20 protein-coding genes and 2 pseudogenes are annotated in these 22154 nt (G+C 56.4%); 12 read left to right on the top strand and 10 right to left on the bottom strand.

Annotated features, from left to right (window positions below):
• Nucleotides 1-16 precede the first annotated feature (16 nt).
• Nucleotides 17-1381: a restriction endonuclease gene (locus tag NMQ09_RS20675; RefSeq protein ID WP_255194729.1), complete on the bottom strand. Its 1365-nt coding sequence runs from the start codon at nt 1379-1381 to the stop codon at nt 17-19.
• Nucleotides 1382-1502: 121 nt separating this feature from the next.
• Here NMQ09_RS20675 and NMQ09_RS20670 point away from each other — a divergent pair, with 121 nt between their 5' ends.
• The 10 genes and pseudogenes from NMQ09_RS20670 to NMQ09_RS20625 all read left to right on the top strand — a co-directional run bounded on the left by NMQ09_RS20670 (nt 1503) and on the right by NMQ09_RS20625 (nt 7599).
• A complete protein-coding gene (locus NMQ09_RS20670; protein WP_255194717.1) occupies nt 1503-1907 on the top strand; it encodes a DUF6166 domain-containing protein in 405 nt (134 codons plus the stop codon).
• Nucleotides 1908-1926: 19 nt separating this feature from the next.
• The gene (locus NMQ09_RS20665; RefSeq protein WP_255194716.1) at nt 1927-2205 is read left to right on the top strand and encodes a DUF7389 domain-containing protein; all 279 of its coding nucleotides are present in this window, start codon (nt 1927-1929) and stop codon (nt 2203-2205) included.
• 40 nt (nt 2206-2245) lie between these two features.
• The gene (locus tag NMQ09_RS20660) at nt 2246-2905 is read left to right on the top strand and encodes a helix-turn-helix domain-containing protein (RefSeq protein ID WP_255194715.1); all 660 of its coding nucleotides are present in this window, start codon (nt 2246-2248) and stop codon (nt 2903-2905) included.
• Nucleotides 2906-2991: 86 nt separating this feature from the next.
• Entirely contained in the window at nt 2992-3213 is a 222-nt protein-coding gene (locus tag NMQ09_RS20655) for a DUF8129 domain-containing protein (protein ID WP_255194714.1), read from the top strand.
• A gap of 117 nt (nt 3214-3330) precedes the next feature.
• Nucleotides 3331-3588, top strand: a pseudogene (locus NMQ09_RS20650) (ATP-binding protein); the annotation flags it as partial.
• 97 nt (nt 3589-3685) lie between these two features.
• On the top strand, nt 3686-4105 hold the full coding sequence (locus NMQ09_RS20645) for a hypothetical protein (protein WP_255194713.1): 420 nt from the start codon (nt 3686-3688) through the stop codon (nt 4103-4105).
• A 179-nt stretch (nt 4106-4284) separates the two neighbouring features.
• Nucleotides 4285-5286, top strand: a complete 1002-nt coding sequence (locus NMQ09_RS20640; RefSeq protein WP_255194712.1) for a DUF6610 family protein — start codon at nt 4285-4287, stop codon at nt 5284-5286.
• Between the two features lie 71 nt (nt 5287-5357).
• Entirely contained in the window at nt 5358-5705 is a 348-nt protein-coding gene (locus tag NMQ09_RS20635) for a DUF8013 domain-containing protein (protein WP_255194711.1), read from the top strand.
• An 87-nt stretch (nt 5706-5792) separates the two neighbouring features.
• Nucleotides 5793-6719, top strand: a complete 927-nt coding sequence (locus NMQ09_RS20630) for an ImmA/IrrE family metallo-endopeptidase (protein WP_255194710.1) — start codon at nt 5793-5795, stop codon at nt 6717-6719.
• Nucleotides 6720-6825: 106 nt separating this feature from the next.
• Nucleotides 6826-7599: a hypothetical protein gene (locus tag NMQ09_RS20625; RefSeq protein ID WP_255194728.1), complete on the top strand. Its 774-nt coding sequence runs from the start codon at nt 6826-6828 to the stop codon at nt 7597-7599.
• A 164-nt stretch (nt 7600-7763) separates the two neighbouring features.
• Here NMQ09_RS20625 and NMQ09_RS20620 read toward each other — a convergent pair whose 3' ends face one another.
• On the bottom strand, nt 7764-8684 hold the full coding sequence (locus NMQ09_RS20620; protein WP_255194709.1) for a MarR family transcriptional regulator: 921 nt from the start codon (nt 8682-8684) through the stop codon (nt 7764-7766).
• A 138-nt stretch (nt 8685-8822) separates the two neighbouring features.
• On the opposite strand from NMQ09_RS20620, the gene NMQ09_RS20615 reads away from it, so the two are divergent.
• Nucleotides 8823-9146, top strand: a complete 324-nt coding sequence (locus NMQ09_RS20615) for a DUF6788 family protein (protein WP_255194708.1) — start codon at nt 8823-8825, stop codon at nt 9144-9146.
• A 449-nt stretch (nt 9147-9595) separates the two neighbouring features.
• On the opposite strand, the gene NMQ09_RS20610 is transcribed toward NMQ09_RS20615, so the two are convergent.
• The 8 genes and pseudogenes from NMQ09_RS20610 to NMQ09_RS20575 all read right to left on the bottom strand — a co-directional run bounded on the left by NMQ09_RS20610 (nt 9596) and on the right by NMQ09_RS20575 (nt 20320).
• Nucleotides 9596-10987: a Cdc6/Cdc18 family protein gene (locus NMQ09_RS20610; protein ID WP_006065882.1), complete on the bottom strand. Its 1392-nt coding sequence runs from the start codon at nt 10985-10987 to the stop codon at nt 9596-9598.
• Nucleotides 10988-12082: 1095 nt separating this feature from the next.
• A complete protein-coding gene (locus NMQ09_RS20605; protein WP_255194707.1) occupies nt 12083-13300 on the bottom strand; it encodes an RNA-guided endonuclease InsQ/TnpB family protein in 1218 nt (405 codons plus the stop codon).
• Between the two features lie 180 nt (nt 13301-13480).
• Nucleotides 13481-13710: pseudogene (locus tag NMQ09_RS20600) on the bottom strand (type B DNA-directed DNA polymerase); the annotation flags it as partial.
• A 97-nt stretch (nt 13711-13807) separates the two neighbouring features.
• Entirely contained in the window at nt 13808-14182 is a 375-nt protein-coding gene (locus tag NMQ09_RS20595) for a hypothetical protein (protein WP_255194706.1), read from the bottom strand.
• Between the two features lie 441 nt (nt 14183-14623).
• Complete coding sequence (locus NMQ09_RS20590; protein ID WP_255194705.1) at nt 14624-16558, bottom strand: hypothetical protein; 1935 nt, start codon at nt 16556-16558, stop codon at nt 14624-14626.
• 183 nt (nt 16559-16741) lie between these two features.
• The gene (locus tag NMQ09_RS20585) at nt 16742-17131 is read right to left on the bottom strand and encodes a hypothetical protein (protein WP_007143118.1); all 390 of its coding nucleotides are present in this window, start codon (nt 17129-17131) and stop codon (nt 16742-16744) included.
• Nucleotides 17132-17527: 396 nt separating this feature from the next.
• Nucleotides 17528-19459, bottom strand: a complete 1932-nt coding sequence (locus NMQ09_RS20580; protein WP_255194704.1) for a transposase — start codon at nt 19457-19459, stop codon at nt 17528-17530.
• 477 nt (nt 19460-19936) lie between these two features.
• Entirely contained in the window at nt 19937-20320 is a 384-nt protein-coding gene (locus NMQ09_RS20575) for a hypothetical protein (protein WP_255194703.1), read from the bottom strand.
• Between the two features lie 1118 nt (nt 20321-21438).
• Between NMQ09_RS20575 and NMQ09_RS20570 the strand changes: the two genes are divergently transcribed.
• Nucleotides 21439-22098 (top strand): RNA polymerase subunit sigma-70, encoded by a 660-nt coding sequence (locus NMQ09_RS20570; RefSeq protein WP_255194702.1) that lies wholly within the window; start codon nt 21439-21441, stop codon nt 22096-22098.
• Nucleotides 22099-22154: the final 56 nt, after the last annotated feature.

Below are 22154 nucleotides of genomic sequence, written 5' to 3'. Positions count from 1 at the left end.
GGAAGATTGCGACGGGTTAGATGATGCCGCCGATCACGAGAACACCCAGGGCGATTAACAGGGTCGCAACCACATACCCGCCAGCCAGCAGCTTGTTCTCTATCGCCTTCTCGTGGAGGGGCATCTCAACGTATTCCTCGCGGAACGCCTCGAGGTTCTCCTCGTCGTAGAAGTACTTCGTCTTCAGCGCGAACCGTTCAGACACTGCACAGCCGGTACAGACCGGCTCGCCTTCCAATCGTTCCGTTTTGGTGTGGCTGGTGCAGGCGATTGCCCCGCAGTTCGGACAGTAGGTGTACGTCTCATCGACGCCGCTCGTGTCACAGTGGACGCACCGATGGATGCCGTCCTCGGCGGTCACTCGTGAGGGGCCCGCCGCGTAGTACTCATAGGGATAGGTGTACTCCTGGTGGTCGGTGGTGTGCCGAACCTCGGGAAGGTACACCGGCTCGATCGACTGGACGGAGATGTCCGAGCGGTTCGGCTCGCAGGTCTTGTTGTAGGTGACGTTGTTGTCGCCGGTGTAGGTGACCGTTTTTGTGTGGTGCTGCTGGAGCCGCTCGACGGCCCACTCCTTGTACTCGGTCTGCGTCTGGCCGAACCGGTTCTCCTCGACGTCGTCGAAAACCTCCGCGAACTGCTCCGAGTCGAGATCGACCGTCGCGTGGAGGTTCTCGGTGACCAGCGTCGCGACCTCTGCGTCGACGACCTGTGGCTGCCCGCGTTCGGCGTGGGCGACGAATCGCGATCGGTCGTTGATGTGGTGGATGACGCCCACCGATGTCTCGAAGACAGCGTTCGTGTCGGCGGTGACCGCGACCACCGGGCGGAACGTCACCGCCGAATGTGGTTCTGGGAGGTCAGCGGCCTCGATGTTTTCGATGTCGCGGAACGCCTCTTCGACGGGCGCGTCGACGTCGGCGGCCGGGTCATAGGGGCGGAGTGTCTCGTCGCAGAGAATCTCGATGCGACCGTTGTAGAGGTCGAGGCCGATTTCGTCGGCGATCTCCCGGAGGTCCTCGCCGTCGAGCAGCTCGATGGGATGGGGATCATCGTTCAGCCGTAGACGCTGGGCGTACTCCTGGGAGGGGTTCGTGAACCGACCCGTCGTGACGACCATCCCGCGCTTTGGACCGTCGAAGTCGAACGTCGCGATTGCCGAGTGGAGCTTCTGGACGACCGGCCGCCCCACCGTCCCCGTGTGCTTGCACTCCACGATGATCGCGCGCCGGGTGCCGTCGACGACTTCCTCCATGATGACGTCCCGCCCCTCGTCGGCGGTTCGCTCGGCCTGACGGACGTTCTCGTAGCCGAGATTTCGGAAGACGTCCTCTATCACGTCCTCGAACTCAAACCCTGAGAGATCGTCCAGTACAGCCATTCCGATATACCTGGACAGTACGTTGCAACTATCAAATACGTTGCCGAACGCAGCCCCGTCCTGTTTTTGAACCCCGAGAGGGGTGCGGGGGTGATCAAACGAGCCTCCCGCGAACCAACCTATGAGTGGAATCAGCGACCCACGTTCGCACGTACAGTCACGGACCTCGGCTGATCCCGACGTCATCTACGTCGGTTACCGTCGTCGAGGCCGCGCCATCGTCGAGAACCAATCGGACCAAGAACAGCTCACGCCAGAGCGGAGTCTGGGGCTGGCGAATCACAGTCCTTCGGGCTTCGAATGGGGATATGGTGGCAGCGGGCCGGCCCAACTCGCACTCGCCCTTCTGCTCGATTACACTGACAATGAGGAGGTGGCGCTTGGGGAGTACAAGGCGTTCAAGACCGAAGTGGTGAGCCAGCTAGAGTGTACAGGACCCGACGGCTGCTGGCGACTCACCGGACGCGAGATAGATGCAGCCCTTCGTGAGATAGTCGACGATCCAGTCGCACCGTCCGTCAACTAACGATCATAGAAAGCAATCAATGTCAGAACACACCCAGCATCCTCGTACGGGCCCAGAATCGCCGCAGAACCGTGAGCGTCAGGCACCAACCGAGTACGTCGAGCGAAGCGATGTCGGCGTCTCACTCACCGTCAAACTCACTCGCGGTACTGGCACCCGCGATCAAGACAAGATCACGGCCAAAGTGAAGGGTAAAACGCTCGAAGACGCCCGCGAAGATATGGAAACCCTCCGCGAGTATATCCACGACCTCGCTGAGGACACTCGCCAGATCCAGCCAGCCGACCCACACGAATAGTATTTCTTTTGACTATTGCACAGAATTGTGTAGCCATAGAATGTACGAAGTGTGCGGTGAGAAGGAACTCAAGGTCATCCTCGCACTCGACTCAGATGATTCCATCTCCGGTGTCGCGCGGAAGATCGACGAGAACCGAGAGACGATTCGTCGCGTCGTGAATCGGCTCGAGGAGGCGGGATACGTCGCGTACGACAATGGGAACCATCTCGTCGATCAGACACTCCGAGACGCCGGTCTCGAATTTCTGACGGCGGCAGCAGACATCTCACCACCGTCAATTTCAGAGGCGTATGTCCTCCCGCAGTTCGCGGGAATGGAGTATGCATACACTGGCATCGATGCGGTCTACGTCTGGACCCGCGGTGGCTACCAGGTCGCTCGCGACCCAGAGGACTATCCGCTGTTCATCGCCGTCCACGAATCCGAACTCGGCGCCTGGACGGCGTTCTTCGATCGGTTCGAAATCCCGACTACGGAAGAACGCCTGCCCGCTGCTGACCTCGATGGTGCGATACAGGTGGTATTCGAGCCGCAGCCACAGATCGAAGCCGAGATGGTCGACGGACGGCCCGTCATCCCACTCCAAGAAACCGTGGCGTTCGCAAACGAGCACTACGCGCACTTTCAGTCGGCGCTCGACATGCTCGGCCGCATGTACGACAGCGTCGACACTGACGCGAACTACCGTCCAAGCTGACTTGGAGTTCTAACAAGGAATTTCTTCGACCGGGAGTGGTCTAGCCGCTGTTTATTGTCGCCTTGAGAGAGCGGAGGCGAACAAAAATGAGCGACTCGTCAAATCTATCCGTCGATTCAGACGGTCTCACACCGGAACAGCGTCTCGAACCGCCAAATACCCGACTCATCAACGCTGGTATCGCGACGATTCACGACATGGAGACGCTCCGAGCCTGCGTCGCCTACGAGAACGCGAATCAGGGGCGTGTCCAGATCCTCCGCCGGCTTGAACAGCGGGCCAGCGATATCCGCTCACAGGACGACTGACGGGACATTCGGGGATGCCTGTCGGTGCCTTGGTGGTGGCTCAAATAATTGACCCCACTGTATTAGGGTCCAGGACATTATAGTTCAGACTATTATAGTCTGATTCCTAACTTCGGAGCATCAACTGACGAGTCAACGCTGATCGCTGGCGAAGCGAAATTTACCAACACCTCCCTCGACTATGACGTGCTTGCGGATCTCGAGGACGACATCCCCCATATCGACTGAACACCCACCGGAGGTGGTGAGCCGACGTATGAATTCGCCTTGTTCAGCCGTTCTGGGTTCAAACGCACCGTCGAGGAAGCTGCAGACGAACATGATGACCTCCGCCTATTCGATCTCTCCGATATCCCTGCCGTTCTCGAGAGTTGAACCGCCCATTAACACCGGCGAGCTAGGAGCTTGGGAGGTTTTTCGACCCCTGAGAGGGGTGCGGGGGAATCGAACGTACCCCCCAGAGGTGAACCAGATGAAAGACTCCAACAAGACGACAGCGTATCGAATAACGATCACTCTCGATAGCGCCGAGCTCCCCATCGACGAGCAAGTCCGCAACGCGCTTCTCACCGAGTTCCGTTCACGAGTCGGCCATCTCGTCGAAGGGCTTCGTGGCATCGACGCTGAACAAGGTGACGTCGACGTGAGTACAGGTTACCGTTATTCGCAAGTTCCGGCGACGTGCCCACTCTGTAGCGAGCAACTCGATCTCCAAAGCGTCCATATAGATACAGAGAACGGAGCCCTGGCAAGCGCGGTGTGTTCGAGCGATCAGTGTGACTGGAACGGTGATGCAGTCTACCAGATTATCGACCTCGAGGGCAGCGAAAGCGACGCCTTCGAGAGCAGCGTACTAACCGGGGATATCGCGCCGAGCTACCACCCGTACTGAACTTAGAACTGCGAGATATCAGTAACGAGCAGACAACGTAGCAGACCCCTACAGGGTACCGTCCTAATTAACCAACAGAAATCGTATGACAGCAATCCGTGTTGGTTAACGGCTAGCCGCTGGTAGCAGTTGTTCTCCCCCAAGAGGGGGTGCGGGGCAAATTCCCGCGTTGATTCATCATGGCACTCACAGCGAGTACGACCAGCAGCGCAGCCAGCGAAATTGCAGCTGCTCGGCAGGCCGACCACGTGGCGTTCCTCCATCGAGTTCCGTTCGCATTTGACGCCTTTCGTCTCGGTTTTCTCACCGGATTTCGAGAGGACTGTACCTACCAGCAGCAGCAATTCAACGCATTCGAATTGCCTGTCGGGATGCTCGATAACGATTTTCGAAGTCCAGACCTTGAGCGGTACGTCGAGCGCTTTTTCGAACACGAGCCCCAGATCGGGGTGATTGGTGATGCCTACGGAGTAGAGGAGGTGGACCGATACGTCGCTGCTGCTCGCGAGATCCAAGGAAGCTACCCAGAAACGGATCTCGTCATCGTCCCGAAATGCCGTGCCGCGATTCGCGCGATCCCTGATGACCTCGTCGTCGGGTACTCTCGGGGATATGCCGACCGGCTCGCTCACGTATTTTCAGAACCGAGCGATTGGCGTGGTCGTCGCGTCCATATACTCGGAGGGAGTCCGCCGAAACAACTAGACGTGATCAAGCAGCTCACCCGTCCCACGCTGACGGGTGACCCGCCCGCAGATATCGTGGGGCTCGACTGGAATGGGCTTCACCGTGGCGCACAGTTTGGCGAGTTCTGGACGGCTAGTGGGTGGGACGACAGCGGTCGCGACGCCGAGCACATGACGATCCGAAAAACCGTCCGGTGCAGTCTCGCAAAGGTCCGGGAGTTCTGGCAGGCACGAGGTGTTTGGCCCGAATCGACAACGAAGGAAGATGGTGTCGAGTTCGAGTATCGCGGTCCGTCACCGAGTGATATCGAGAGTGCGGCGTGTACTGAGTGCGATGTGAACGTTTGGACGACTGAACGAGGCCCCTTCGTAGCAGAGTACGATACGGGAGATATCTGTGGATACTGTAGCTACGACTGCTACTTCACGCATCGGCATTGGAACCAACTCGAAGAGCTAGTCGGCGAGCAAAGCGTCTACTTCCCCCCAGCCTAAGCAGCGAGTCGTTTTTTCGTCCCCGGAAGGGGTGAGGGCTCGAAAGAGAGCCTACAAGAGAGTGATTCTACATGAGTCAACAGCAGCATCCGAGTGACATCTCAATCGATCAGATTCCAATCGACCTGCCGAACACCCAGACGTCCGAGGTAGATCCAGCAGACATTCCCGAGGAGATCCGGTCGATCACCTGTGGACTAGCAAGCGAGCACCCACCGACGAATCCGCTCGTCGTGCTGAAAGCGGCCCGCTGGTGGTATATCCATGGAAAGGGTGGCACCGACCCCGCATTCCAGTGGGCCATCGAGTGGGCACGTCACCTCGCGACAGACACGCCCAGCGACGTAGAGCAGTTCGACGAGTATCTCGAGTACCTCGTTACAGTCGGGTTCGCGGACGAACCACACGAACTCCGGTGACACTCAGAGGAGGTTTTTTGTGCGCCCCAGAGGGGTGCGGCGCGTTCTAAACTGACGCGGTCGCGGTGAACTCGATTCAGTGAAATTATGGCTACGACCAGCGACTCGTCGATCTCCTTCGACGAGACCGACACGCGATCGGACGAGATGAACAGCACCATCGAACAGTGGATCAACGACCTCGTCGCCGGCGTCGACGAGGCGCAATCCAGCGCGGAGTTTCAGGAGTGGCTCGATGTCCAGAGCCGTTTCCACGACTATTCCTACCAAAATACGCTCCTGATCAAGCGCCAGTGTCCCGAGGCGACCCGCGTGGCGGGTTATCGGACATGGCAAGATGACTTTGACCGGCACGTTCAGGAGGGGGAAAGCGCGATCTGGATCTGGGCACCAATCATCACGAAACAGTGCCCAGAGTGCGAGAACTCACCGAGCTACCACGAGAGCAGCGACTGCGACTACGACGAGACACCGCCTGAAGAGTGGTCGAAGGGGCTCGTTGGTTTCAGACCCGCACCGGTGTTCGACATCTCCCAGACCGACGGTGAGCCGCTTCCGGAACTTGATACAGAAGCGACCGGCGACGCCGACGGTCTCGTCACCCAGTTGACTGCCGCCGATGATGACCTTGGGGTGACGGTTCGAATTATCCCCGAGGAGGAATGGTCGCATGGAGAGGCAAAAGGTGTCTGTGAGCGGGTGAGTCTCATCGACGTCAAGCCCCTCGTCGAGGCTCGCGACCGCGAGAACAATGCGGATCTCGCTCGGACGCTGATTCACGAGTACGCACACGCCTTACTCCACTTTGACGTCGACGACGATACCGAGCGCTCGAAGCGTGAGGTCGAAGCCGAAGCCGTCGCGTACGTCGTCGGCCGGTACTGCGGGCTCGATACGAGTGGCTCGGCGTTCTACCTTGCGACGTGGGAATCGGACGATCCCGAGGTCGTTCGCGAGCGTCTCGTCCGAATTAGTCGAACGGCACAAGAGATCATCGAGGTCCTCGAGGACTAAATTCTCGCCTCGTTAACCAACATTAGATAAACGAATCCGCAGACTGTTGGTTAAGTTTTTCAGCGCCCACGAGGGGGCGGAGGCGCATTCCACCCTCCACAGAACCATGTCTAATCGGTATCTCACGGCTGTTTTGGCAGAGGCGGAGCATATCGCTAAAAATCACGACCAGGTCGCTCGATCCACGGAGTCCCCTACACACGAGTATCTCAGGTATGCTGTTCTCCGACTACTCGAAGGTCAGTCGGAGGCGGTAGCCGAGCGATTCCCGCAGGTCGACGATGTGACGGTCGGGTATGGGCGGGACAAATCGATGTTCGACAGCTGGGGTTCCGACGTCGAGTGGTGGGATACGGACTCACCACGGGAGGAGTGTACGCGATTTCGGCTGTTCTACCCAGACGACCGCACAACGGTCCCCAGAGTCATCATCGACGTAATGACCGCCCTCGGTGCGTGGCGCGTCTGGGACGAGGATGCTGCCGCCTGTGGGTCCTACGACCATCGTGAGCGGCGTGAAGTCCATTATCTCTGGCCGGACGGTCATCCGGTCGAAAAGCTTCTGCAGGAGTGTTTTCAGCACGCTGACGGTACTGTCGCTCCGGACGGTGGGCAGACCGGTGATATCCGCGATCGGATGGTCGTTGCTGAGCAGGCGGCACAGCAGGATGCTCTCGAGCCACGAACCAGACGCGCTGTCGACGAACCGATGAACGTCTCGCTGCTCGCGAAAGGCGGCCGGTACGAGGTAGCGTCCGCGTCCGGGAACCGCTACGACGTCGATATCATCGGCAAGTCGTGTACCTGTCCAGACTGGCAACAACGGACTCCCGAGGGTGGCTGCAAGCATATGCGCCGGGTCGACTACGAGGTCAAATAGGGACGAGTTCCGCGACCAGACGGCCGGCTCCCTGCTGAGCTGGACGTTCGTTCTTAACCAACGATTCCGTCGTGGCGGGCTGATGTTGGGTGATTCGGACGGAAGAACGTGCCTCGCCCGGACGACGCGTAACTCCTCGAAATCGGCTCGTTATCAGTACTCGATCACTGGTCGATTTCGTACTCAGCCGCGAGCTTCTGGAACTCGTCCCACTCGAGGAAGCGATCATCGTCGACATCACCGTGGGTCTTGAGATACTGGAACAGGTCCTCGATTTCGTCTTCAAGTCCGTGCTTCGCCGCTCGGTCCCGCAGCGTTTGCTCGTCGACGTCGATGCGGCTGAGCAGGAGAAGACAGTACGACCGGTGGCGAGCGCCATTATCGATCAGCAAAGTGTGACAGCAGAGCTCCGCCGGCGAAAGGTCCTCCATATCCTCAGAGTAAAGGTAGTAGCGGTGGCGAGTCAGTAGGAACAGGAGATCGAAGGCCGCGAACACGGCGAGCCCAGTTTCGTGGAAGTTCTCAACGTCGATCTCCGTCTCAGTCTGAGCGAGAAATTCTTCGTGGTCCTCCCAGAGAATCGTCCCATTTGGCGCGACCGCTTCGAGGCGTTGTCGATGGAGGTGGTGAACCAGTTCGCGTGCGAACTCGTTGAGTCGATCGAAGTCGGCGTTGAAATCGTAGCGGCCGTCGTCCGTGCCGACGAGGCCACGATCGCGGAACCGCTTGAGAATTCGATTGATCGTATTGCGGTAGTTGTCGCTCAGGTCGGCAATTTCGGCGACGGTTCGCGGCTGATCGAGATAGTTCAGCACCTCGAGGGACTTACCGGTCAACAGCTCGGGGAAATCAATGTGGGAGTGCTGGCGGACGAGATCCTGGTAGACTTCGACGGCTCGGCTGTCAGAGGGAACAACCCGCTTTCGACGCCCGTCGCGTTCCGTGTACACCAGCCCCTTCTCCCTGAGGTCCGCAACGGCACGGGAGAGATAACTCTCGCTGTGGTCGAGTTTCGTCGCGAGGTCAGAGATCGTGTCGCCCCGTTCGACGGTGGCGAGGACCTCAAGTTCGATTCGCCGAAGCACGGTGTAACATAGTACGAAACTTGTATATAAGGAAGTTTCGAGTAGTGTTACAAAATACGGAAGAGATCAATCAAGAGGGTCTTAACCAACAAAGCTATGGATCGCTGGTTCATGTTGGTTAACACGAGGAAACTGCCGATGTCCTACGAGCCACCGACCCCGCCTGCAGGCCTCCCGACCGAATTAGTCGAGACTCTCAACGAGTCTCCGCCGGAACAGCTCCAGGAGGTAGCCCGCTACGCTGAGGAGCTAGCCGAACACATAGAACGGAAGACCCGTCTTGAGGAGGAATCGGACAAGGACGACGTCGATGACCGCCCCGAAGACCTTCCAGACGACGTCCCTGCAAAGGCGACGATCACGATAAAGGAAATCAACGACAATCGCTACTACTACTGGCAGTGGCGAGACGGAGAAAAAATCCGATCTCAATATAAAGGCCCCGTCAGTCCCGACGAGTAGACGAGATTGAACCAGAGCCGAAGGTTTGTTTCAGCACCATTGAACCCTCAGCAGACGACACCCCCCAGAGTGTGAATGGGATCGGTTTACCGACACCCCTCAGTGTGAATGGTCTACCACCAGGGGTGCCGTGATTGAGAAGCTCTTAACCCCAGAAGTCCCCGAACGGTAGGAGGTTTCTCCACGACGTCCTCATCGAGGAGACCGACGACGATTAAAAAATCGTGAGATCCACCCCCCATTTTCGAGCTGTAAATCGGAGAGGGAGAGGAGACAGCACATCAACATGCTATACAACGTCGTATCTCTAAGGTCACCCACCCCCCGTTTTCGAGTAGTAACAAGACACCCCGACAAATGACACCCCCCATTTTCGAGCTGTAAGCATCACCCGGGCCGCGAACACCCCCCGTTTTCGAGTAGTAAGTGCGGGGAGAATCTGAGCGAGATTAGTTCTTGCTCCGGAACTGCTTCAGCCGTTCGCGGACAACCGCGCTGATAGTCGCCTCTTCGTGAGCTAGATCTTCGAACCGGGAATCCTCACGAATCGTCTCCATAATCGTTTCCGGGTCCTCGGAGAGGGAGAAATACATATGCACTCCTCTGCCTCGCCCCTTGCCTCGACGCTCGGAGTCCAATACCCCGTACGTACTCTGCTCTGTGACGTGATTTACGAACGTCTCGCGACTGTACTGATCCGAATCCATCGTATCAGCAATGAATTGGTACGTCTTGAACGTAGGTCCAGCAGGTATCCACTCAGGATGTTCTCTTGCATAGTGGGCAGTAGCCGCCACAGCGTAGATGGAGAGTTTCTTTTGAGTGGATATCCCGCTGATATGGCGTAGTTTGCGATTTTCGGTGTATTTCTCCTGGGCTTCACGGACATCAGTCTCGGTAACAGTGTCAGCTCCACGCCGCTCGGCTAATTCGCCAGCCCATCTGAGGAGATCAATTGCTTTCCGTGCATCTCCATGCGTTTGGGATCCGAACGCAGCAACAAGCGGAACGACGTCATCTGTGAGTGAGTCTGGCTTGAAGGCGTCTCGTCGGTTGTGGAGAATACTACGGAGTTGGTTCGCATCGTAATCGTCGAAGAAGATATCGTCAGGGTTGTAAGAACTCTGTGCGCGGCTGTTGAGGTCCTTCATGAAATCGGCGTAATTCGTGATAGTCGTGAGTGAGATCGGCCCATCAAAATCGGCGAGTTTTCGAGCCCGTGAAAGCTGGTAGATGAGAGAATTGTACTCTGCTTCCTGATACGGTCCCTCGAGCATATCGATTTCATCGAGAATGAAGATGACACCGTCATAGTACTCGCGCATCAGTTCGTACAGTCGCTCCAGCTTCTGATCTGTTGAGACTCCGGTTTGGGGAACACCAGGATCAACGCCGAGGTCGTCGGCAGCAGCTTTAACTAACCGATAGACAGCCCGATCTGCAGTCTTCGGCCCCTCGCAGTTGATTGAAATGACCCCGAAGGTCTTGCCTTGGGATTCACACAGTTCGACGATCTGTTTGCAGACTGCATGAATGATGAGCGACTTCCCAGTTCCAGAGGGACCACTCAGAAGCATATCTGGGATGCCTTCGTTCTGGAGCACGGGTTTCAGATTGTCGACGACACGGCCCAGTTGGTCATCACGACCGACGATACGATCCTCGTCGATGATGGTATCTGACCGAACGAGGTCTTTGTTCGCGAAGACCCCCCCAGACGACTCAGTTTGTAGTCGATCCCGGATTGAGATGCCACCACCGTTTGTTGCCTCTTGAGAAGAATCGGCGAGTTCCGAGCCATCCTCAAACGTCGACTGTGACGTATCTATCTCCTCACCCATCGACTCGGGATTATCAGGAGCAGCAGAGGAGGATTTGCGATCCTTTTCACCTTCTGGATGATTCGAACCTGCTCTACGTCCCTTTCGTCCCATTATGAACCCCCTCGAACTCTGGGTATAAAAATGTGGACCCTTGTGGAGTTGTAACCGGGTGAAAACAGGCTATCTAACAACTACAGCCGTGTATTCCAGAAACCAGCCAGATACCGTCTTCGGCATCTAACACCCTCCGTTGTCGAGTTGTAAGGGATCGCCAGGAATCTCTATCGTCGAACTCCCTCGATGACCCAGACCCCCCGTTTTCGAGTTGTAAGACTTCGAGGAGCGTCATCACACCTGGTTCGATTCTCCCACCCGCCCCATTTTCGAGTTGTAAGTAACAGTGAGTCGCACTGAGTATAGAAGCAGATCTATATCGGCTGAATTTTGCGAATGATGCTTAGGGTGAAACGGTGTATCCCACACCCCCCGTTTTCGAGTAGTAAGCACCAGAATTGTCGCGAAAGGGTAACGCTCGTACGAGCAGTTCACAAATGAGAGTAATACCGGTTAACAAACATGATGGTTGGTGAAGTTCGTGTGGTGTACTCGAACATTCTACCCCCTCCCCCCTTTTTCGAGTTGTAAGTCGCCGGGTGCAGACCACTCTAGACCCCATGGAGTGAGAATGGAGTTCACAAAATAGGACGTAGAGGCGATGAAACATGATAGTTCTCGGGATTGGGACCATGTGCGAGATGAGGAGATTCTTTATACCCAAAGACTCCAATCTTCTAGCTGGGCTAGAAGATTTATTTCTTTTGTCCCCATTGCGGATATGGTTAGATAACGTGCAGCATAAACTTTCGCATTTCTAGTTGTAACTTAGAGAAATGGATGTTCAGGTCTTCTATCGCGTGTATCTGCCACAATCGGATGTTTTGCACCGCCTCTTTCTGTTCACCCCCTCCCCGTCGTCACGAGTTTACAACTCGAAAAAGGGGGGAGGGGGTTCGTTAGGCCCAGTCCTTGATATCAACTACACGTGTTCCAGTCAACTGCCCCGCGCACGGTGGCACGGGGCTTGTCAGTGAACTCGGCCTCTGCCGACCATGGTTAGTCGGACGGGACAAATCCCTGATTCGGCGTCACCGTTCCTGACTTCAGGGCGAGTTGACTGTCGCCCGCCCGCCGCGAGGACTGTAGCCCGCGACGGACGTATCGCCATCCAACGTTCTTCGCGCCAACATAATCCGCATTCTGAGTTGCCCCGCACGACTCACACTCGAATTCCGCTTGTCGTACTCGGTTCCCCTTGCTGGTGTGTCCACACTCGGGACACCGCCGACTCGTATTCCTCGGACTGACAAACTCGACGCTAATCCCTTCGGCTTCGGCCTTGTACTCCACGAGGTCAACAAGTTGCCGGTGGGCCCACTGATGAAACTCTTTGACGGGCGGCGCACGTTCTCGAATGTGTTTTAGATTCTCGAACGCGATGTACTCGCAGTCGTGTGTCCGTGCTTCTTCGAGAAGCCGGTTGGCGACTTGATGGAGTTGGTCACGGAGATACCGTGACTCCCTCCCGCTCATCTGCTGAATTGTCCGATGAGCGGATTGTGTCCCGGTCTGCTGAAGATTGCCGCGAATCCGTTCGAACTCCCGGTGCCGGTGCCTGAGTTCTCTCCCCGATGCGAAGTACGCTGTACTGGTGGTGGCAATATTGACGATGCCGAGATCAACGCCGAGAACTGTCCTGTCCTCGTTGTCATCCTGTATCTCGACCTGTTTCTCGGGCTTGTTTTTCCGAAACCCGAAGTGGAGATAGTATTCGCCATCACGCTTTGACAGCGTAGACTCTGTTACTTCCCAGTCATCATCGTTGAGGTATTCGTGTTGATATCCGTCTTCTTCGTCGGGGAGGTTCAGGTCACACTGAATCCGGCCATCGACGGTGGAGAGCGAAACAGACCCATCATCGAACAGCGTCATCGTTCGAGTGTCATATTTCACCGTGTTACTGGTAAACTCTGGTCGAGACGTTTTGTAGTGTTCGTCAAGGTCTTCGATTGCTTCGACACCATCGAGCGCGGCTGCGGCCTGATGGGTGGCAAGAATCGCGTGTTGGCTCCCGAGACGTGTTTCCTCCAGTACCGTGTCGTAGGCGAGGTCTTGGAGGTAGTTTTTCCGCGTCTCACCGTGTTCCCATCCGATGCGGCTGCTGATGTTACAGGCAGTTTTCCACTCGTTAATGGTGGTATCGAGCAAGTCCTGTTGCTCGGCGGTGAGGATGGGACGGGTGATTGCGGTGCGTCTCAGGTAGTCGTCCGCCACAGATTTCAATAGATAGTGTAGGTAATTAATAGTTCGTGGTTGGCGGCGGCGAGTGTCGGCTTCAACCCCGCCCACGGTGTTGACGCAAATCGAAGATTTGCGAAAGCCGAAAACCTGCGGTTTTCGGAAGGGCGGGGAATCCGCCTCGCTACCTAGTTAGAACTCGCGTTGGATGTCGTTCTAATTCCAGTCAAAGGGAGACAGTATGCTCTCAACAGCTCGGACCAGCTGCGTCTCGTAGTACGAGGCGTCGTAGGTCTCGATCTCTACGGGGCGAGGGCGACGTGGTCCCGTGAGGATTTCTCGTCGACGACGGCGTACTCGATATCCTGTCTGGGATGGACGGCAAGGTCCTATTCGCGAGCCTGTTTAAGTACCGCCACGTTTTGCGTCTTCTGTGTGTGACCTTCTCGGTGTCAGCGGATCTCCTGCTTCAGTCCCGGACTTCTGGGAATCTCCGCGGGCTCTGCCCCGTGAGAAGCACTTCGTAACTGGCCTACCTCACCATTATGCGAACGTTGGATAGCTCCGTCCGTTCTGCTGGATGTAGGCCTCCTCGACAATGTCGTCGATCTCCGTCTTGGTGAGGACGTCCCGCATTGCGGTCTGCTGGAACAACCGGCGAACCTGGCTGAACCGATAGTCGGCGTAGAAGCTCAGGTCGAAGATCAGGGCGCGGGCTGCGTTCTCACGCGTCTCGTACGAGCGCGTCGACGACTCCCAGTCACCCTTCACGATCGGCATGATCCGGGCGCTGTTCGCAGCCGTCTGGAGCATCGTCCAGATCTGGTCGTCACTGAGTGGTTGTTCGAACCGGGGCGTCGGCTCGTTCGTCTGTGCATTGGTCGTGTCCGTCGATCGGATGTCGCGTTTCGAGCTCATAGTCGGTGGCCGCGCCCCGTCGCAACCTCGCGACGGGCGCGCTCCACCTTCGGTGAGGCGCGCCCCCGCGCCGGCCCGCCTCGCAATGGCCCAATCACCCAGGGAAATTCACCGATGGAGACGCATGTCTCGATCCAACGGTGGGAGTTCAGGCATCGTTCAGAAAGGGACAGGTCACAGTGAGCCGTGTGAGGACCAGTTCTGATAGAAAAGAGAGGGAAGGTCAGGAAATCTGAGGTCGGACGTATAGAACTCTATACGTAGTGGCTCAGTTTAGCGAAGGGAAGTCAGCTCAGTCCAGACGTAGGAAGGGTCTGATTCAGCGTTAGAGATGGGGATTTGGACGGTGTGAAACCGATGCGAGGCGGGCCGTCGCGAGCTGCTTGTGATTTCACGGAAAATCAAGATAGCGTATTCGTGGGGGTGATAATACTTTCGTCACTACCCGAGTTCAGGCAGCCGCACGTGGGCGGTATGCGGAGCGTCAGCTAGGCCGTTGGCACCCCACGTGTATGGCTGGGAGTCATCACGGGAGACATACCCTTCCGACCGGAGTCGCTTCAGCCAGTCCCGGGTTTGCTTCTCGCCGATAGAGACTCCCTCTCGATTTGCGATCTCGGCGGCTGTCCCCGGGCCCTCGTCCAGGAGCGCGCGAATCACACCACGTTGCCCCTCGGAGCGCTCTTCGATCGTGACAGCCTCTGGCCCGACCGTGACCATCTCGGATAACCACTCAGGGAGTACCCCTGTGTGGATGTAGACCGTCGCAGCCGTCGTTCGGCCGAACCGGAGGACAGCTTGGGCAATCTTGTGTTCGCGATAGTGCCGGAGGAACGGCCGTTCAGGAATCCCGTAGTCGAGGTCTGTTCCCTTCCCCTCGTCACCTCTCACCGCCGTGTAACCTTCCAGTGCGGCCGTAATCTGAAGCGGACGGTCTCCCGGGTGGGGTGAACCGAGTACGACCCCCACCTCCGTCCCTGTGAAGTCGTTGCTACTCCGGAGCGCGCCGTAGTGTTTGACGTCCGCAATTTGGTCAGTCACTCGTTCGATGTCGATAAATGGCTCACTGGGTGGCTCTTCGAAGAGACGCTCAGCTGCACTCTTGGTCGTGATGACGCCTGGTGTTGTATCGTGACGATTTGCGACCGCCTCGATCACCCCGAAGTCGCCCAGTCGATTGACGTATTCACCACTGCTGTATGGCTTGACGTGCGAGGTCGTTTGTACGAACTCGTAGCCGATGACGTCACGGAGATACCGGGCCCGACAGTCATCGCAGAGGATCCGCCAACTCACTATCTCGTCGACGCCGAGCCGTCCGCGCCAGAGTTCTTCGACTGGCGTTCCGTCGAGTCCAACTACTGCGCGGGCAGCATCAAGAGTCGGCGGTCGTCGGATGACGACCCGTGATTCGGCGTGATCGTAGACAACCTGTGACCCGTCTGGAAGCTCGACATAATCCAGTCCTGCTTCTTCCCGAAGCTGATCGTCCCAGTCATACTCCGTCGGTGCGGTATCGCCAATAATCGGTCCGCCGAGTTCGAGCATAGCGAGCACTGCAGTCGGGGCCTCGGCATGGCCGTCATCATCGTCGACTGCCTCAGTTGGACGGGCAATAGAGGTGTCATCTGAGAGTTCGTCACGAATCGCATCTCGTATCGCCTCCATCCCCTCATTTGTTGCAGCCCCAATCAACCCGAAGTGGTTGTCTATCGGCAAGTCGTCGTTCTTGCTGAGAAAGGTTGAAATCGCTGTTGAGAGTTGATTCGCGTCAAATTCCGTTCGATAGGCGGTTCCTGGGTCTTCGTCGAAGATGACGACGCGGTCGTCTACGACGCGATCAAGGGCGGCGTGGGCTGGCCCGCCGACGATGACGTCTGCCGCCTCGACCGCGTCCCAGCGTGCGAGGTATGGACAGTCACCGTCTTGCATACAGGGCAGCACATCCTGCAGATAGTAGTGAAGATACGTCGGTGAGGCTCCCCGCAACCGATAGTCGTTGATTCGCTCGGCCCAATCGGACCCGTACTCCCCTCGGCGGGTTGGACAGTCCCGGTCGAGCGTTGGAACTTCAACTACCGTTTTCTGATGCTCGGCAGCGAGGCCGAGGTGTTGGTCCCGCGTCTCATACCGATGCGTGAGGATTGCGGCCGAGACATCTAGGTCGAACGCGATCTCTTTTGCGTGTCGCGTTTTTCCGATCGTGGGGAGGCCGTCGATGATTACTGGTGGTGCCTGCTCGTCGTCGAGCTGTGTCTCGATTGCCTCTTGAATCCCATCTCGGCACGCATCCCAGACGGTTGCTTGAGTGAACTCGCCCTGTTGGGAAGCTGCGTGAGCACCCCGGCAGCAGTCATCATGATCAGCACCAGCCATCTATCTGATTATGGGGTGGTGACGAGTTAATCGTCTCGATTGATCGACTGGTTAGAAACTGATCACCCCTTCGAGGGTGGAGCATGTACGTACGGCGTTAGAGTGTTTGATTCAGGACGTTCGCCGTACGTTACCCCTCGATACAAGTGCGTGCATAGGCGAGGATTCTCGCTGGGCACACCCCTAACTATCGAGTTCCTCCCCGGCAATCTCGAGGAGCTTCTGGAGTCGCTCGTTGAAGTCGTCCTCGAACTCCGTGTGGAGAGATTCGTCGTACATCCGTAGAGTCCGAGAAAGGCCAATAGCGGCCAGCCAGTCGCGGAACTGGTTGCTACTCATGTCTTCAACTGGCGTGTCCAAGGCCGTAGAGCTGGAACCAGCCGCCCAGAGTTGGAGCAGATCTAACTCCTTCACCATCGCCAGACGGGCTAAATCTGCGAAGGCAGCACTCACTTCTCGTGATAATTGGGTGTACGATACCGAGTCTCTGTCCAGCTCTTGCTCTCCGTTCAATAGGTTGTTGACGTACGAGAGTGAGCGCAACGAGAGGAAGCCTTCACGATCGACTGCCATCGGAGGATCGTTTTCTGACTCTGCAATATCTGAAAGCGCCTGACCACATGACCCGCAGTAGTGATGAATGTCTTTGGCTTGGTCTCCGCAATTCGGGCAGTTGGGCATACAGACTACTGCAACTTGCGGCTACACAGACTTTGCTAAGGGTCTCTTTTCAGGACGGATCATCGATAGGGGGTCGGTCTGACCTTTTCCACCAACGACCTGATTCCAACGAAGTAGGGTAGATATCGGTTGGTTCCCGGTTGGTTTCGAGATTCAGACGGGAAAATAGCCGCTCGCTGTTCTATCAGATACCGTAACTTACCATATGAATATAGAAAAAAGCCGGTTTAGACTAACACCGGACAGCGCCGCCGCTCACGATTCAGCAAACCGAAGGAAGGCGTTACGTTAGTCTGGCGGTGGCTTCGACCCGAGACCGAACATTCCCTCCGCCACAGCGAGAAACCGACTCGCCGTCACCAACGGCGTGTAGTCGGGATCGTCCTCGACGGACAGCTTCACGAGGAGATCGACGAGCCGCCAGCAGTTGCACAGCGTACACGCAAACATGAACCCGAAGAACCGTAGCACCGGGTCTTTACTGCCCGAACGGGGCAGGAAGTGGCCGACCTTCTTGTAGCCGTTCTCGATACCCCACCGGTCGCCGTAGTTACGAATTATTCGGGCAGCAGCGTGTATCTGCTCTTCCTCCGGGATTGTCTCTCGGTTCCGACCGCCACGTTTGTTCGCCAACGGATGATTCGTCTCAAAGACGACGTACTGCTCAGCGCCGTCGATGTCGTCTTCGCTGAGCCCTTTCTCCCCTTCCTCTTCTCGGATGTCGTCAACCAGCGAGTCGAACGGCGACTGGTCGGGGAGTTCGTCCCCGCCAGCTTCTTGGAAGTCGGAGAGAAGCCCCTGACGAAGCTCGGACGGGCCGCCGCTGTCACCTTCGTCCTCTTCGTCAGCGAGCACGTGCGGAACGTAGACTGTCTTCCGCGTCGGCATTCCGGGACGGTCTTCCTCTTCGATGATGCGCACTGTCTCGCGGTTCTCCCACATCTTGCGCATCCGCTTCTTGTCGTCCGCTCCGCGGCTCTTCTTGTTGAGGTAGTACGTGGAGTGTTTCTCTGCCGAGTTCTTCGCTGCTTCCGAGTCGAACCCGGCGTCCATCATCACAATCTCCGGGTCGTGGAGCAGGCCGTTCGCGGTCGCCATCAGTTCGTCCACAATCTCGCCTTTCGTCATGCCGCGCTTCACCGGGATAGCGTCGAGGATCAGCGGGACATCGAGGCCGACGACTTGGACGGTCGCCCACTGAAAGTAGTGCTGTGTGCGCGTGTCGTTGTCGTTCTTGTACCCGAGTACCCAGTCTTCAGCGTTGCTCCCGTCGGCGTTCCGCACGACCTCGCCTGTCCACGGGTGGCCTTTGGTTTGGTCGATCGCCACCTTCATTTTCCCGACGAGTTCGCCTTTGCGGCGGGCTTCTGCGATGAGATCGCGCGTGACCTCCTGATGCAACTCGCGTATCTCTTCGATGGTGAACTTCTTGAGCTCGCGTCGGTGTGTGCTGGGGTAGTGGATTTGGTCGTGTCCGGACTTCGCCAACATATTCCCGAGCCCAGACTCGGGGAAAACGTCGTCGCCAGCCGTAGCGAGAGCTGCGTGACCGTCGAAAAACCTCGCTTCCGGTATCTGCCAGTTGTGGTAGCGCTTCAGGTACCAGTGTTTCAGTACCATTGGACGGGCGTGCTCCCACACGTCCGCAGTCTTTTCGATCGTTAACTCCCGAACGGTGGGGTGGTCTTCGGTCGGCTCCTCGACCTCAACCTCTTCTTCTGGGAGGAATACGTCCTCTGGTGCCGGGAAGCCGTTCTCGCGGCAGTACTCGACGAGGCGCTCGGCGATGACTTTGACCGCGCCACGGTGTCGATCTGTGAATGTCTCTTCCCACGTGTCCCGCAGCTGTGTGTAACTCGGTGGGTCGCCACGGGCACCGGGTTTTGGCTCTTCTTCGAAGAACCCGAGCGTCTGTGGCATGTCGCGCTCCGCTCGGATTCGCTTCGCAGTCTGCTTGATCGTCCACCCGTTGACTTCACGGAGGATGTGTGCCGACATCCAACACTCGATAGGTGTGTAGTTGTGGTGCCACTCGGCGCGGTCGTCGGGGATCTCGCCTGAGTATCCGAGCATCGCGGCGACAAGCGTGATGTCTGGTTCGGATACGAACGGAAGGCGTCCCTGTAGAGAAACGTCGATAGGGCCGCCAATATAGACTGTTTCGGAGAAATCGATCCTAATTCGGTTTGACCCGAAGTCTTCTGTTCCCGAACCCGACACGTATTGAAGAAATAGTATTCAAACAGTACTTAAAAGGATACCGACTGGTAAGTGGCTATCAATATCATCGATGAACGCTGTTGTTGAACCCTCAGTAAATGAAAGACATTGACTTGTCACGTTCACTACAGGTGACCTACATAACACAGAGACTAACAGAAGGTATTGAAATTTGATAGCAGTAGTTGGTAATACGGTTTCTTTATTCAGAGTAGTGCGTGAAACTCGCGTTCAGTATAGGGCAAGGCGTTACCGCTGCGGTTGAGCCAAAGGTGCAGCACCCGCGAGCGACCATCGGGAGCGAGCGGCCTTTTTAGCGTAGATTTTTGCGCCGAGCGGTTCCGAGCGTAGCGAGGAATCCCGAGGCGGAAAAAGGTACTTCTGCACGTGTAATGACCGAACTGCCCTGATTCAGTTTCAGGGCCGATTCTGAATAAAGAAATCGCGCTACTATCTACTGATAGAGTAATCCGATCATCAATAGCCGGCTATACTGACATCTATTGAATCGGGTACGGTTTTCTCATCAGTAATCCGAATAAGAAGCGAATGTGTAATGAGATCATCATGGTCGGGGATAAGTGGTTGATCTATAGAAACAGCAACCTGAAGTCCGTCTTCAGTGCGTTCAATCCCATCTAATTCGAGATCGTCTTCAGATCGCATTCCGTTTTGAACAACAAGAATATAGGATTCGTCGAAATCAGTATCGTCACTAAAAGCAGATACTTGTTCAACATCGTCAAATTCGCTGGCTGCAGTTTCTTCGTCTGCAATAAGTGTATAAGACTCTTCCCTCAGGGCAAAGACATCACGTGGGTCGAAGACATTTCGTTCGAGATATAACGTCTCTACGGTCATACCATCGGGTATTGACGGAGATTGAAATCTGTTCCATGCGAGATACCCTCCTGTCCCAAGACCAAGACCACCGACAGCAAGGAACTTCCGTCGATTCATAATCAAATATTTGAGATGAGTCCTCATATGTCTTCGGGAAGCTCAAACCCCGATTTGATCAATCCGCAGCTCTCATCGAACGGCTGTTTCAGAGGAGAATATGTCTGAAGCATTCGTCTTTAGCTAAGACTGCTGGTTATACTCCGTGGCAGAATTATGCTTAATGGTATTAGTCGAACGAATCTAGCGGCTGAACCGCTGATGCGGCTGAGAGTCAACAGTACAGATAATGCAGAGACTGCTTTTTCGCCCCGCAGCGGTCGTATACTGACGAAACCCACCTCCAAAACGGTGTTATTCGGTATTACTCTGAGTATTAGCTAAAGACGGATGATGTCTGAAGAAGAAGGGTTCAGCAAAGCCGTTAAAGAGAATATCGAGAGGCGCGTGCTGAACGCCTGCGCTGGGAAGACGCACCTCTCACACGATAGCGGAGTCGTCAAAACGATATCAACCTCGAACGAGAGTCTACCGTTCATTATGACGTGACGGCGATTGACGAGGGGTTCGAGTCAGACCGTTCGATAGCATCGTCTTTGACCCGCCGTTCGACCAGACACAAGCCGACGACCATACGACGAGATACACGACCGTCAACGCGGCCCTGATCGACAAAAACTCGCAGAACTCGTCCGACCGGGCGGCGCATTTATCGAGTGTGGATGGAACTATCACGATCCTCTCTCGCATTTATGCGTGAGGCGCGAAAAGTATCACCGCTACCGGCGTAGCTAAGCTATCAGCCAATTTTTCTCACCGTTGACCGTCTGGGCTCGCGGCAGTCGAAAATCGGCGTGTGAACGAAGACACCAACCACGACTGAAGGTTCTACCTGTTTTCTGACACAGCAGTTCGCCGGCTAACGCCTCGCACCGCCAGATGATAAATTGTGATGATTCAACCGATAATCAGCTACTTCGTTGGAATCAGCCTCGCTGAGGACACTCGCCAGATCCAGCCAGCCGACCCACACGAATAGTATTTCTTTTGACTATTGCACAGAATTGTGTAGCCATAGAATGTACGAAGTGTGCGGTGAGAAGGAACTCAAGGTCATCCTCGCACTCGACTCAGATGATTCCATCTCCGGTGTCGCGCGGAAGATCGACGAGAACCGAGAGACGATTCGTCGCGTCGTGAATCGGCTCGAGGAGGCGGGATACGTCGCGTACGACGATGGACTCCATCTCGTCGATCAGACAATCCGAGACGTCGGTCTCGAGTTCCTGACGGCGGCAGCAGACATCTCGCCACCGTCGATTTCGGAAGCGTACGTCCTCTCGCAGTTTGCGGGAATGGAGTATGCTTACACTGGCATCGATGCCGTCTACGTCTGGACTCGGGGTGGCTACCAGGTCGCTCGCGACCCGGAGGACTATCCACTTTTCATCGCCGTCCACGAGTCTGACCTTGACGCCTGGGCGGCGTTCTTCGACCGATTCGGAATCCCGACTGCGGAGGAGCGCCAACCGGCTGAAGACTTCGATGGCGCCATCCAGGTCGTTCTGGAGCCGCGGCCACAGATCGATGCCGAAATGGTCGACGGACGGCCCGTCATCCCGCTCCAGGAAACCGTTGCGTTCGCAAACGAGTACTACGCAACCTTCGAGTCGGCGCTCGACATGCTCGGACGGATGTACGACGACGTCGACACTGACGCGAACTACCGCCCAAACTAACCTGGGCTGCCATCAGAGTATCCAGGGATGTTTAATTCATCGTAGAGCAATGGCGG

This window comes from Natronobeatus ordinarius, assembly GCF_024362485.1.
Classification (GTDB): Archaea; Halobacteriota; Halobacteria; order Halobacteriales; family Natrialbaceae; genus Natronobeatus; species Natronobeatus ordinarius.
The sequence above is the reverse complement of the archived record's forward strand: the minus strand, read 5'-3'. Positions and strand labels throughout refer to the sequence as shown.